Annotated in this window: 10 protein-coding genes; 1 reads left to right on the top strand and 9 read right to left on the bottom strand. The window is 53.3% G+C overall.

Annotation, left to right across the window (positions count from 1 at the left end):
- Positions 1-196 precede the first annotated feature (196 nt).
- From GQS10_RS18490 to GQS10_RS18445, 9 genes are all read right to left on the bottom strand, one after another.
- Complete coding sequence (locus GQS10_RS18490; RefSeq protein ID WP_166244989.1) at positions 197-2,149, bottom strand: glycoside hydrolase family 127 protein; 1,953 nt, start codon at positions 2,147-2,149, stop codon at positions 197-199.
- Positions 2,150-2,194: 45 nt separating this feature from the next.
- The gene (locus GQS10_RS18485) at positions 2,195-2,488 is read right to left on the bottom strand and encodes a Dabb family protein (protein WP_166244987.1); all 294 of its coding nucleotides are present in this window, start codon (positions 2,486-2,488) and stop codon (positions 2,195-2,197) included.
- A 128-nt stretch (positions 2,489-2,616) separates the two neighbouring features.
- Entirely contained in the window at positions 2,617-3,441 is an 825-nt protein-coding gene (locus tag GQS10_RS18480) for a carbohydrate ABC transporter permease (protein WP_166244985.1), read from the bottom strand.
- Positions 3,438-4,322, bottom strand: a complete 885-nt coding sequence (locus GQS10_RS18475) for a carbohydrate ABC transporter permease (RefSeq protein ID WP_166244983.1) — start codon at positions 4,320-4,322, stop codon at positions 3,438-3,440. The genes GQS10_RS18480 and GQS10_RS18475 overlap by 4 nt, the downstream gene beginning before the upstream one ends.
- 9 nt (positions 4,323-4,331) lie before the next feature.
- Positions 4,332-5,621: an ABC transporter substrate-binding protein gene (locus GQS10_RS18470; RefSeq protein WP_166244981.1), complete on the bottom strand. Its 1,290-nt coding sequence runs from the start codon at positions 5,619-5,621 to the stop codon at positions 4,332-4,334.
- A gap of 98 nt (positions 5,622-5,719) precedes the next feature.
- Positions 5,720-7,330 carry a response regulator transcription factor gene (locus GQS10_RS23310; RefSeq protein ID WP_243735261.1) on the bottom strand — a complete coding sequence of 537 codons (1,611 nt, stop codon included), beginning with the start codon at positions 7,328-7,330 and terminating at the stop codon, positions 5,720-5,722.
- Positions 7,327-9,411 carry a cache domain-containing sensor histidine kinase gene (locus GQS10_RS18455; RefSeq protein ID WP_166244979.1) on the bottom strand — a complete coding sequence of 695 codons (2,085 nt, stop codon included), beginning with the start codon at positions 9,409-9,411 and terminating at the stop codon, positions 7,327-7,329. Before GQS10_RS18455 ends, GQS10_RS23310 begins: the two co-directional genes overlap by 4 nt.
- Before the next feature lie 149 nt (positions 9,412-9,560).
- The gene (locus tag GQS10_RS23305; RefSeq protein ID WP_166244977.1) at positions 9,561-9,857 is read right to left on the bottom strand and encodes a DUF6171 family protein; all 297 of its coding nucleotides are present in this window, start codon (positions 9,855-9,857) and stop codon (positions 9,561-9,563) included.
- On the bottom strand, positions 9,850-11,340 hold the full coding sequence (locus tag GQS10_RS18445; protein WP_166244975.1) for an alpha-N-arabinofuranosidase: 1,491 nt from the start codon (positions 11,338-11,340) through the stop codon (positions 9,850-9,852). Before GQS10_RS18445 ends, GQS10_RS23305 begins: the two co-directional genes overlap by 8 nt.
- A gap of 204 nt (positions 11,341-11,544) precedes the next feature.
- Between GQS10_RS18445 and GQS10_RS18440 the strand changes: the two genes are divergently transcribed.
- On the top strand, positions 11,545-12,453 hold the full coding sequence (locus tag GQS10_RS18440; protein WP_166244973.1) for an ArsR/SmtB family transcription factor: 909 nt from the start codon (positions 11,545-11,547) through the stop codon (positions 12,451-12,453).
- The last annotated feature ends 266 nt before the right edge of the window (positions 12,454-12,719 follow it).

Genomic DNA, 12,719 nt, shown 5'->3' with positions numbered 1-12,719 from the left:
TCCAGCTATTCCATCTCTTTCAACTATTCGTGTCTTTTGGCAGTATTCCTGCTGTCGAAAAAGAAAAAAATGTCGAAATTATGGGTGTATTCTTAATAAAATTCCTGCTTTGTCATCGCTTCAAATGAAAAAAGAACCCTCTCTTCATTTACTTGAAGAGACGGCTCTTAAAAATGGGGTGAGCGATTCACTAACTCTAGCGGACACGAAGCCAGACGGACATTTCGCCTTCACCGCGGTTGCCCCATAGGAAATACGGAATGGCAGTCAGCGTAACGGATACGGTCTCCGCTTTAAGCGGCCGGTAAAGCTGCCCGTCGTTCCAGGAATCGCTTCGATTCTTCCAGCCTTGGGCCTGGATGACACACACCCCGCCGAGCAAATGCTGATCAAATTTCTCGGTAAGCTCCGAGCGGGAGTCAATCGTCAAGGCGGATAGCGATCGGCCGTTCTCCTGCTCCTCAAAGCAGTAGACCAGCGGCCCGCGCTGGATTGCCGCTTTTCCCGCGACCGCCCGCACTGACGGATGCCCCTCAATCAGCTCCGCCTTCATCGGCAGCTGCCATTCGATCCGGTCGCTGTCGGCCCATTCCCGGTCCAACTGCACATATCCCTTTTCTCCAGCGGCTGCCTCAACCTGCTGTCCGTTCACAGTCAGCCTCGCTTCGCCGCTTACCCAGGAAGGCAGGCGCATCGCAAGCGTAAACCGCTGCGCACTGTCCATGCCTAACGTGATCGAAGTTTGACCATGCCAAGGCAGGGCAGACTGCTGGTTGATGCGAACCCGATTGCCGCCGATATCGACATTCGTTTCATGCCCGATGAATAAGTGGACATAAAGCGTCGAATCAACGACCGTATACAAATACTGTCCCAACGATGCGAGCAGGCGCGCTGCGTTCGGCGGACAGCAGGAGCAGCCGAACCATTTTTGCCGGACGGGTTTAACATGGTGCTTGCCGGGGTTATACCTGCAGGCCTCCGGCCAAACCTCCAACGGATTAACATAAAAGTAGTGCATTCCGTCCAGCGACATGCTGCCGAGCACCAAATTGTACAGCGCGCGTTCCATCACATCCGCATACTCGCGCCTAGGCTCGATCCGCAGCATACGCTGAGCAAAAAATACGAGCCCAATCGATGCGCAGGTTTCCGCATAGACGGTATCGTTCGGCAGATCGTAATCGAAGGAAAATGCTTCCCCGTGATGCGTCGAACCGATTCCGCCGGTGATGTACATCTGCTTCGTTACGATATTGCCCCATAACCGCCGGCAGGCGTTCAGCAGCTCTTCGTCATTTTGCAGCCGGGCGAGATCAGCCATCGCCGTATACATATAAACGGCACGCACCGCATGCCCTACCGCAACCGTCTGCTCTCTTACGGGCAGATGGCTCTGTCCGTATTCCATGTCCGGCTCGGGCACCGGACCGCCGCGCCAATGCGAAATACCTCCCCGCGCCTTCCACTCGCCGACGAAAAAATACGGCTTTTGGCCGCGCTGGTCGATGAAGTATTGGCTGAGCCGCAAGTACCTGCTTTCGCCGGTCACCTCATACAGCTTCACTAACGCGAGCTCGATTTCCTGATGTCCGTCGTAGCCCTGCAGCTTGCCCGGCTCCGCTCCAAACACCGTGTCAATGTAATCCGCATATTTGCACATCGCATCAAGCAGCTTGCGTTTGCCAGTCGCCGCGTAATAAGCTACCGCCGCTTCAATCAGGTGGCCGGCGCAGTACAGCTCGTGGCATTCATGAAGATTCGTCCATCGGGCGCCGGGCTCTTTAATCGTAAAGTACGTGTTCAGGTACCCGTCCTCCTGCTGGGCCGATACGATGACATCAATCAGCCCATCAGCCATCTGCTCCAGCTGGGGATCGGGATACGATTGCAGACTGTAACCAACCGCCTCCAGCCATTTGGCCGGGTCGCTGTCCTGAAACACCATGCCGCCGAATTCGCCTTCTTCCAGACCGGCGGCGATGCGAAAGTTACGGACTGCATAGCTTGGCTCCGCATCCGGAATCTGATCGTTTAACGCTTTCCATTGATAAGGAATTATCGTTTCGCAAACGAGCGACGTATATCGGGACCAGAATGGGTCCGTAATCTGAGCGTGCTGCGCAGCTCCGATGGACAAATTTTTCATAAGCCGAACCACTCCTATGAATTGGAATGCGGCAAAGCCGGAGCCTTATACTTCGATGTCTACGACGATGCTGTCTACTCTGCCGACTTCGCGGATATAAGCAGCCACTGCCTGGTGCTGCGGATTCGGGCCGTACGCTTCAAGCGCAGCCCGATCTTCGAACCGAACGCTCAGCACTACTTGGTAGCCTTGGTTTTTTTCCGAAAAATTGATACCGGCCTGCAGATCAACGATGCCCGTCAAGTGGGGCTTCAACGCCTTAAAGCGTTCGCAAACCTCGTTAAGCTGCTCCTGTGTAGTGCTTTCGCTGAATTTTACTAATACAATGTGGTCAATCATGAATGTTCCCTCGCTTCTGTGAATTGGAGCCAGCCTTCAGCCTTCCAAATCTTTGCAAGGCAAGGCTTGGCTCCAATCCATCATACCACGAGCGCTTCGCTGCAACTACTTCCGAACCCTTTTCTCCGTTAGCCTTTAATAGCCCCGCCGACAATGCCTTTGACGATTTGCTTCTGCATGACAATAAAAAATATGAAAATCGGAACGAGCGTAATCACCGTAAGCGTCATAAACATCGGCCAATTGACGGAAAACTCGCCCTTCGCCGTGTAGATTTGCAGCACTAATGTCGCATTGCTCCTAGAATTCAGAAACAGCATGGGCGCCAAAAAATCGTTCCAAATCCACATCGTTTGAAAAATAATGCACGTAACCGTAATCGGCTTCAGCAGCGGAAGGATAATCCTCCAAAAAATGCCCGCGATGCCGCAGCCGTCAATAATCGCCGCCTCAGACAGCTCCCTCGGGATCGTTTTCATATAGCCCATCATTAAGAAAAAAACGAACACCGCACCACCCAAGTACAGCATAATCAGCCCGTATAGCCGATCAACCAGCTGCAGGTCGGTCATAAGCTGGAACAGCGGAATGAGCGTCGTTTGGAACGGGATCATAAATCCGGCAAGCAGATATAGCATGACGATCCGGTTTACCCGGCCCGGGTTATAAACGATCGGGTAAGCGGCCATCGCGCCGATCAGCACCATCAGCAGCACAGAAATGACGGTGATCGTAAGGGTATTGCCAAAGCTGCGCAGCAGCGGCGTTTCTTGAAAAACGGTGACATAATTCGTGAATACCCACTGCTTCGGCAAGTGGAGCGGGGAGGCTGCCGTTTCCTTCATCGTTTTGAACGTATTAATGAGAATATAATAGAACGGGAAAAACGTGATCAGACCTATGGGCAGCATGACAAGATCAAGCAGCCAGCTCCGTTTATGCTCATTCGTCATTGGATGCGCTCCTCCCGTCTTTGCATGAGCTTGACTTGGAAGCAAGCGATAACGAGCACGATGGCGAAAAAGACTACCGACATTGCCGACGCTAACCCATACTGCGTTTCAGAGATGCCGCGCAGCACGATCACCTGCGTAATCGTATGCGTCTCGAAGCCGGGCCCGCCGCGGGTCAGCGCAAACGGAATTTCAAAAACTTTAAAGCCGCCGGTCAGCAGCAGCATGACGCTCACTGTCATGGCCGGTGCCAGCAGCGGAAGCGTGATATACCGTATCTGCTGCAAACGCGACGCGCCGTCAATCGAGGCCGCTTCATAATAATCCTTAGGAATCGACTGCAGAAACGCCAAATACAGCACCGCATGCCAGCCGGTCGCCGCCCAGGCCGCTACCATGACGGTTGACACCTTCGCCAGCACAGGATCGGACAGCCAAGGCTGCGCTTTCATCCCGAACAGTGTATGCAGCACGTCATTCAGCACCCCGGAAGAGATCGGCGCCAAAATAAAGCCCCAAATATAAGCCAGCAGCAGCCCGCTCGGTATCGAGGGAAAGAAAAAGATCGCCCGATGGATGTTTTTTGTATAAAAGTTCCGGTCCAGGACGATGGCCAGAGGAATCGCGAGGATCGTAATCACCAAGGTGCTCGCGAACGCAAAGAGCAATGTAAAGCTGATGCCGGAAACGATCGCATTATCGGTAAAAATTCGCGCATAGTTTTGCAGCCCGACAAAATCATAGGTTTTTTGGTAACCGTCGAAGTTCGTAAAGCTGAGATACACAGACTTGAGCAGCGGAAAGATTGTAAAAACTGTATAAATGAGCAGGATCGGCAGCAGAAACCACTGATACTGCAGATGCCTTTTCCATTTCACCATGCGTACCTCCTACTTGCTGTCCATTTCCTTCAGCTTTTTGTCAAGCGCCTCCGACACCTGCTCCGGCGTTACCTTATGAACCGCCAAATCCTGTATCGAGATTACAAACTGGCTGCGCAGCGCCTCCTGATGACGGGGCCACGATACCATCGGCAAATACACCTTGCCGGCCAGCAGGCCGTCCTTATAAGCGCTTTCCATTGCCGGATGCACCTTGCTTTCGTAACCGTGCGCGGTAATCATTGCTCCTGTACCTTCTTCAAACTTCTGCAGCCCTTCCGGCGATGCCAAATACTCAATAAATAGCAGCGCTTCTTTCTTATACTTCGTTTTGCTGTTCACGGCATAGCCTACCCCCGGAGCCCCCGCAAAATAATTGCCACCGGTCGCGTTCGGTCCCGGCACAGCCATCATGCCGTACTGCAAATCCGGGTTCGTTTCCTCCAGCGTATTAATGTTCCACGGTCCCCCGGGAAACATCGCCACGTTGCCGAGAGCAAACTCATTGACGATTTGATCGTTGGTCAGTCCGATCATATCCGCGGTTAAGATTTCATTATCGATCAAATCCCGCTTCCACAGCTTAAATACCTCACCCCAACCATCGGCAAACGTTTTTTCCCCTTTAAACAGCTTTTCATCAAATTTCGGGTCCTTCGAATAAGTCAGATTGGCAAAGAGTGTGTTGTGAATGGTCGTTACATCCTGCATGTTATCGTAAAGAGGCTGTATACCCGCCGCCTTCAGCTTTAAGCAAACCTCGATGAACTGCTCCCATGTCTCAGGCAGCTTATCGATACCCGCTTTCGCAAACAGCTCTTTGTTGTAGTAAAGGCCGCCTGCCCAGCCCGTTTGCGTGAAGGCATACGTTCGGCCGTCTTTACTGAGCATCGGCTTGTTGCTCTCAATCATAGCCGACATAAACGGCTGATCCGTTAAATCGATCGCGTAGCCTCCGTCAATAATTTCGTTGCGGTTTTCCGCCGCGATAATAAAAATATCCGTTGCCGAGTCGGAGAGCAGCATCGTCTGCAGCTTCGCGATGTAATCTTTAACCGGCGGCGCGTGCTGAAAGTCGAAGGAGATATTCGGATATTTCGCCTGGAAGCCCTGAATCACCGGCGTCATTTCTTTCTCATTGTTCCAGGAAAGAATGCTGAGCTTCACCTTATCGCCGCCCTTTGGCTTGGAGTCCTCTCCCTCAGGCCCCGTTCCAGCCGGGGTGCTGCAGCCAACTACTGCAAGACAAACCGTTAATACCATGCATATAGACATCCAGATTCTGCTCTTCAACCTCATCAAGTCTCCTCCTAATAATTGGAATTGTAAGCACTTACATATAGGAGTATATTGACTTTTACTTTCGTTCTGAATGCATATTGTTGCGTCTCGACTTGTCAATTGTTGCTGCAGCGGTATTCCTTGGGCGATACTCGATAAACCTTTTTGAACGTCCGGCTAAAATGGCTCTCATCCCAGTACCCAGCCCGCTCGGCAATCGTACTAATTTTCCAGTCGGTTTCCCGCAGAAAGGCGGCCGCCCGTTCCATACGAACTCTGGTAACATAAGTCCAATAATTTTCGTCGAATGCGGCTTTAAACTCACGGCTCAGCCGATACTTATCAATTGCGAAACGGTCGGAGACGGCTTGCAAACTAAGATCGGCATCAAAATGCTCATCAACGTAGCATTTAATCGTGCGGATAACTTGGCTGGGAGCCGTTCCTCGATCCGATGCCTCGCGGGGGAATGCAGCTCCGACATACCTAGGCAGCATGGAATGAAGGAAATGCTCCAGCTCTGGCAGCGTCCGAAAGCTCCGCTTTAAGTAAAGCAGGTCCTCAGCCCCTCCGAAGGGAAGCTGGGCCTGCTGCCCTCCGCCTTCACGCTGCCTGCGTTCGAACATGGACGAGCCGACCAGTAAAATCCGGTACACCGCCTCATACACCTTTTGCGGCTCGGGCTTTTGTTCCCGAATATGTGCAAACAGCTTCGATATTCCGCTCTGCAATGCTGCGTAATCGTACCCTCTGCGAATGTGTTCCTCAAGCGTAAGGAGGATTCCGGGATCGATGGCATTCCCACGATTTTCATTTTCGTTCCAGCCTGTCCGGCGGCTCGAAAGACGAGCTTCTTCGTATGTAAACACCATTTTTTCGCTGTGGTAAAAGGTGGCTTGGAGCGCTAGAAGGCTTTCATTTATCTTGTTCGGCAGCTCATCGGAGTTGGCGGTCAAGGAGCTGATACCGAGTACAGCGGGGGGATAATCATGCCTTTCTTCACTGTGTGAAGCCCCATGCAGCCACGCCTGCGTCAAGTGATCTATTGTGACGTCGGGTTCGCGAAAGCCTAACAAAACAATGGCTCCGCCCTCACCGTCACGCCGGTCAATCGATGCTAGGATGAGAAAATGATCCGCTGTGAGGAAAGAAAACAACTCTGCAGCGAGCCCGTTCTCCTGACAGCTTCGAACGGCGATAACGGCGAAACCGTGAATGCCAAACACTCGGAAGGCACGCTGGAGCTCAGGAAAACATTCAGCGGCTGCGCTGGGGGTGGTGAGAGCGGCGGTGGCCCTGCGGCTCTCCAACGCCGCCAGCTCCAGCTCTTGCGTAAGGGCCTGCCCGCATTCCGCTTGAATTTCTGCGGTCAGCCTTTGCAGCGCCTCCTTCAGCTGTACCGTATCGATCGGCTTCAGCAAATATTGCGAAACGCCGAGCGCCAGCGCATCCCGCGCATAAGCGAATTCGTCGTATGCGCTTAGAATAAGCACCTTCGGCTTGCGCCCCAGCCGTTCTCCGATTTGCCGCAGCGCCTCGATTCCGTCCCATTCCGGCATCCGGATGTCGATCAGTAAAATGTCCGCCTCCCAGGACTCGGTCATTTCGGCCGCCTCCTTGCCGGTGAAGGCGCTTCGCACCTCGGTAATTCCGAGTGTGTGCCACTCTATCATTTTATGGAGAAAACGGTGAATAGACGTTTGGTCGTCGGCTATGATCAGCTTCATGAGCATCCCTCCTCATGGGTAAGCGCGGGATGGGGCAGAAGAAGATATACGATCGTTCCCCGGCCTTGCCGGCTTCTAACGCGTACCCCATAGCTGGCCCCAAAGTGCAGCTGTATTCGCTGATGGACGTTGGCGAGGCCGATGCTCTCGCGAAGCGAGGTGCCTTGTGCTGCGGCGTCCGTGGCGGGCCGTGCGGGCACTTCCGAAGCGGTGCCTGCCGCGGGCGGCGCGGGCACTTCCGCGGCGGTACCTGTCGCGGGCTGCTCAGGCACTTCCGAAGCGGTACCTGTCGCGGGCGGCGCACCTCCCCAAACAGCTCCCCCCGCCTCGCCAGCATCCGCTTCTCCAATCCTGCGACCCCCCTTATCGCGTTGGGAATTCCATTCATATACCGGGTCCAGCTTATCCTGGTCCGTTTCCACTGCACGAAGACGAGCTTTCAGCCAAGCGAGACGCCCTTTCTCGATCCCGGCACCGTTATCCGCGATCGCGACCAGCACTCCTTTTCGCCCCTTGGACACCGAAATTCGGATCGCAGCCTCGCGTGGATTTTCACGAAAGGCGTGTATTAACGCATTTTCCAGCACCGGCTGAAGCATCAGCTTCACCGCATGACAGCGCAGGGCCGCAGGGTCCTCGACATCGACCTGAATAGAGATCCTTTCGTCGAAGGTTTTGTTCATGATGAATAAATAATCCTCCGCGTTTCGCAGCTCTTCCGACAGCATCACCAATGGATCTCCGGCATGCAAAGAATAACGCAGCAAATTGCTTAGCGATAACAAAAGCTGATTGGATTGCTCCGCACTGCCGCAAACAATTTCCGTTTGCAGCAGCTGCAGCGTATTAAATAAGAAATGCGGATTCATCTGCGCTTGCAGTGCTTTGAGTCGAGCATCCCGCACGGCAATCTGCGATACGTAATTTTGCTTCACAAGCTGTTCAATCCGCCCGACGAGCTCTTTGAATTTATTACCGATTAAGTTGAGCTCACGGTAACGGTACCGCTTGGGAACGACATACAAGCTGTCCTCGCCAAGTCTGTCAATCGCATGCAGCAGACGGCTGAACGGCTTAGTAATCCGCACCGTAATCATAACGGACAGGAGGGTGTTTAATAGAAGGCACAGGTATAAAAATTGGGCCAATTTCGCTTTGAGCGGCCCCGTTTGTGCGCGGATTTGTTCCATGGGAACCGTGGAAACAAGCCGCAATCCTTCCAGCGACGACGGGTGAAATAAGATCAGGGTCTCCTGCCCCTCCATTTCCGAAACAAAGCTTCCCGACATCTTCGCAAATACATTCTCATCACCTGCAAAACGCAGTGTTGAGCCTATTTTTTGCGGATTAGGGTGTGCGATTACGACATGCTCCTTATCCAGCATAAACGTAGTTTCATCGCCGATCCGGCGATCCCTCTCAAACAGCGCATTCACCTTTTGCAAATCCAAATTGGCAATGACTGTTCCGATCACCTGCTGGCTGTATCCTTTTACCGGGATAGAGATGGATAGCGTCGGTTGATTTTGTTTGGACAAGTAAGTGTCTACATAGTAATCCTGTATATGCAGCGACAGCGGAATAAACCCTTTACTAGGTATCGATGAAACTGCTTCGCGAAACCAGGACTGCTCCTGAAACGGGTAATTCCAATGCAGCGATTTACGATTATCGAGGTTGTTTACATAACCGTTGCTGCCCAGGATGAGAACATCACTGATCAAGGATTGAAGGGACGTCACCCCTGCAGAAAGCTCGCCGATGCTGCGTTCGTGACGTATCCGCTCCTCGACGCTCATGCTCCCCGCACGGCTCATCAGCGTAACCACGGAATGATGCACAGCATATTGGATCAGCGGCCGCTTCACTTCCTCCAAGTGGAGATCAAAGCCCCGTGCCGCTTGCTCCATTACCTCGTTGCGGGCTGCCGTTATTTGCTTTGTCATAGTGGAAGACGAGTCGCGGATGGCGACAAAGCCAAGCGCAAAAAGGAGGAGCAGATTCACGCCAAGATACGAAAACAGCATCGTCCGGATAATGGATTTCCCGGATAACTGCCGCGCCAGGCTTCGTACCGTCATCACTGCCCCTCCTCATTGCCTCGTTCGCACTACACACCAGCACATGCCAACACTGTCCCAAGCATCACCGCTAACGTTTAGGCATTTCCACCATCCCGGAAACAATGTCTTAGGTGTGCTGGGCCGCGGGTAAATCAATGCGCCGCACCTTACTCTGCTATCGCAGGGCGCCAAAGATCGCCGGACGGGTTTGGACAGCCGCGGCTCCTCAGCTTTGCTCGAACGCGGATAATACAGCCGCAAACGCTGCAGGTGATCCCGTCAGAGAGTTTCATGCAGCTTTCGCAAACCGCAAGCCTTCGCTCGTATTCCTCACCAGGCACACAATTTTCAGGGTCCATATCCACCGCTGCAACGAGCCGTGCAATGCTTTGATCCGTCACGCGATACCGGTCGTCGCAGCCCTTGCAGCCCTGCCTCTCTGTCCATAACCCGCGCTCATTCACACACCAGCTCCAGCACGGTGACTGATCTAGGCGAAAGAGTTACCCTAAGCCGGCCATTTTCCCAAGCAAAGGATTGAAACTCAGACGGCTTCACCGCCTCCGGCTGTTCAAACGTATTCCGCGCATCCAGTGCGTCCGCCGTCAGCTCCCTGCCGTGCACCTGATAGCTTCCGCCCTCAGTGCCCCGCAAATCAACAAGCACTTCCGCTCCATCACGATGATCCAGGTTGCAAAGGCTGACGTGGATTCGACCCTGGGCATCCTTAGATGCGGACATTGACGTTTTCGGCAAACTGCGGCCGTTCATTTCGTAGCTGTCACTGGAAACATGAGAGCAGAGCAGCTCCGCATCGTGATGCACCTTGAACATTTCAAACACATGATACGTCGGGGTAAGCAGCATCTTTTCGCCTTCTGTTAGGATCACCGATTGTAGAACGTTCACAAGCTGCGCAATATTCGCCATTTTCACCCGGTCGCAGTGGTTGTGGAAAATATGCAGCGTAACGCCCGCCACGAGCGCATCGCGGATCGTATTTTGCTGATAGAGGAAGCCGGGATTCGTGCCGGGTTCAACGGTGTACCACGTGCCCCATTCATCGACGATGAGCGCAACGCGTTTCTCCGGGTCATACCGGTCCATAATTGCGGAATGCTTCGTAATGAGCTCCTCCATGTACGTTGCCTTCACAAAGGTATCGAACCACTCCTCCTCCGTAAATCCGGTTGCTGCCCCTTTGTTCGTCCACGTTCCGGGAACAGCGTAATAATGCAGGCTGATCGCATCCATAAACCGCCCCGCTTCGCGCATCAGCACCTCCATCCAGCGGTAATCGTCCGTGTTCGGCCCGCAGGCAATTTTGTAAATGCGATTCTCGCCATAATTTCGTACATAGGTTTGGTATTGACGGTATAAATCCGCATAATATTCCGGCCGCATATTGCCCCCGCAGCCCCAATTTTCGTTCCCTACGCCAAAATATTTGAGCGGCCATGACTCCTCGCGGCCATTTTGCCTGCGCCATTCCGCCATTGGTGACACGCCGTCAAACGTCATGTATTCCACCCACTCCGACATCTCCTGCACCGTGCCGCTGCCGACATTACCGGATATGTATGGCTCGCAGCCCAGCAGTTCGCAAAGCATCAAAAACTCATGCGTGCCAAAATGATTGTTCTCCACCACGCCGCCCCAGTGCGTATTGACCATCCGCTTACGCGATTCGCGCGGACCGACGCCGTCCTTCCAATGGTATTCGTCGGCAAAGCAGCCGCCGGGCCAGCGAAGCACCGGAATTTGCAGCTTTTTAAGCGCTTCCAATACATCGCTGCGAATGCCGTTCACATTTGGAATCGGCGACTCCTCTCCCACCCACAGCCCCTCGTAAATACAGCGCCCCAGATGCTCGGCAAAATGCCCGTAAATGTTTTTATCGATGATGCCATTGGTTACGTCCGTGTTGATTAGTAGCCGGTTTGCCATCGTCATTGCCTCCTCACATTTAGAAACGAGTAAATATAAACAATTTATTGGATTAATAATTACATGAATTAGTGTTGATTTTTATTAACCCATTTTCATTGTAAAAGGAATGGAAGAACGTGACAATACCTTTTCCAAGATTCCGGTTTGTTTTTTTTGAATTTACCTTTATATTATTTCTATGGAGTTACAGGAGGGAAAAGCATGATAAAATCATCCGTTGATCCAAAATGGCTTCCGCTTTACGAGGCGCTGGCCAGCGAGGTTCGGCTAAAAATGATCGAGCTGCTTGCCGAGCAGCCGATGAACAATAAAGACTTGGCAGCCCGGCTCGGGCTTAGTGCGGCCATCGTGTCCATGCATGTGAAAAAGCTGCAGCAGGCCGGGATTATCACGTCCAACATGATTCGCCTTGAGGGCGGGACACATAAGGTCAATTCCCTTGCCGTTGACGGAATTGAGATTTCGCTTCCGCAGCGTCAAGGACAGTCTCGCGCGTTTCACGAGGTTTCTGTTCCCGTCGGACATTACACTCAGTTCGATGTGCATCCGACCTGCGGCTTAGCGACCACCGAGAAGCTGATCGGCCAGCTGGACGACCCGCGCTATTTCCTGCATCCGGAGCGGATGCATGCGAATATTTTATGGCTTGGCAAAGGGTTCGTAGAATACAAGGTGCCCAATTATTTGCTGCCTTCGCAGCGGGTGAGTGAGCTGGAGCTGGCGCTTGAGATTGGATCGGAGGCGCCGGGGGTCAATCGGAATTGGCCTTCCGATATTCGTTTTTACGTTAACGGAGTTGATCTCGGCTATTGGACGAGTCCGGGGGATTCCGGCGAGGGCCGAGGGGCGTACAGCCCGGATTGGTGGCGGGATGAAATCAACCAATACGGGTTCTTGAAGGTGATCCGCGTCGGGCCGGATGGGACGTACATTGACGGGGAGCGCATGTCCGACACGACAATTGAGGATTTGCCTTTGGAGCGCAACCAATGGACGCTGCGCTTTGCCGTTGAAGAGGACGCCGTGCATGTCGGCGGCATGACGTTGTACGGTGCCGGGTTCGGCAACTACAACCAGGACGTCATTTTCCGCGTGTATTATGAGGGGTAGGATGGGGCTGGGGCGGGGACGGCTTGGCTAGTGGCCGGCGTTTGCCGTGGGCGGTCGGCCGGGCGGGTGGCACCTCTGGCCCGAGTGGCCTAGCGCCCGCTTGTCGGTGGGGCGGCTTGGCGGGGGGCAGTTCTGGCCCGAATGGTCTAGCGCATTCAGGGTTGAGGTAGGCGCTGCTAATTCCGCCTCCCAACCGACCAACAATACAAATAATTTGTATTAAATCTTGTCCGCTCTTAGGCCCCCTAATTAAACTGGAGTCCTCC

The organism is Paenibacillus turpanensis, assembly GCF_011421635.1.
Lineage (GTDB): Bacteria > Bacillota > Bacilli > Paenibacillales > YIM-B00363 > Paenibacillus_AK > Paenibacillus_AK turpanensis.
Note: the sequence above shows the minus strand (reverse complement) of the source record. Positions and strands in the feature narration are given on the sequence as shown.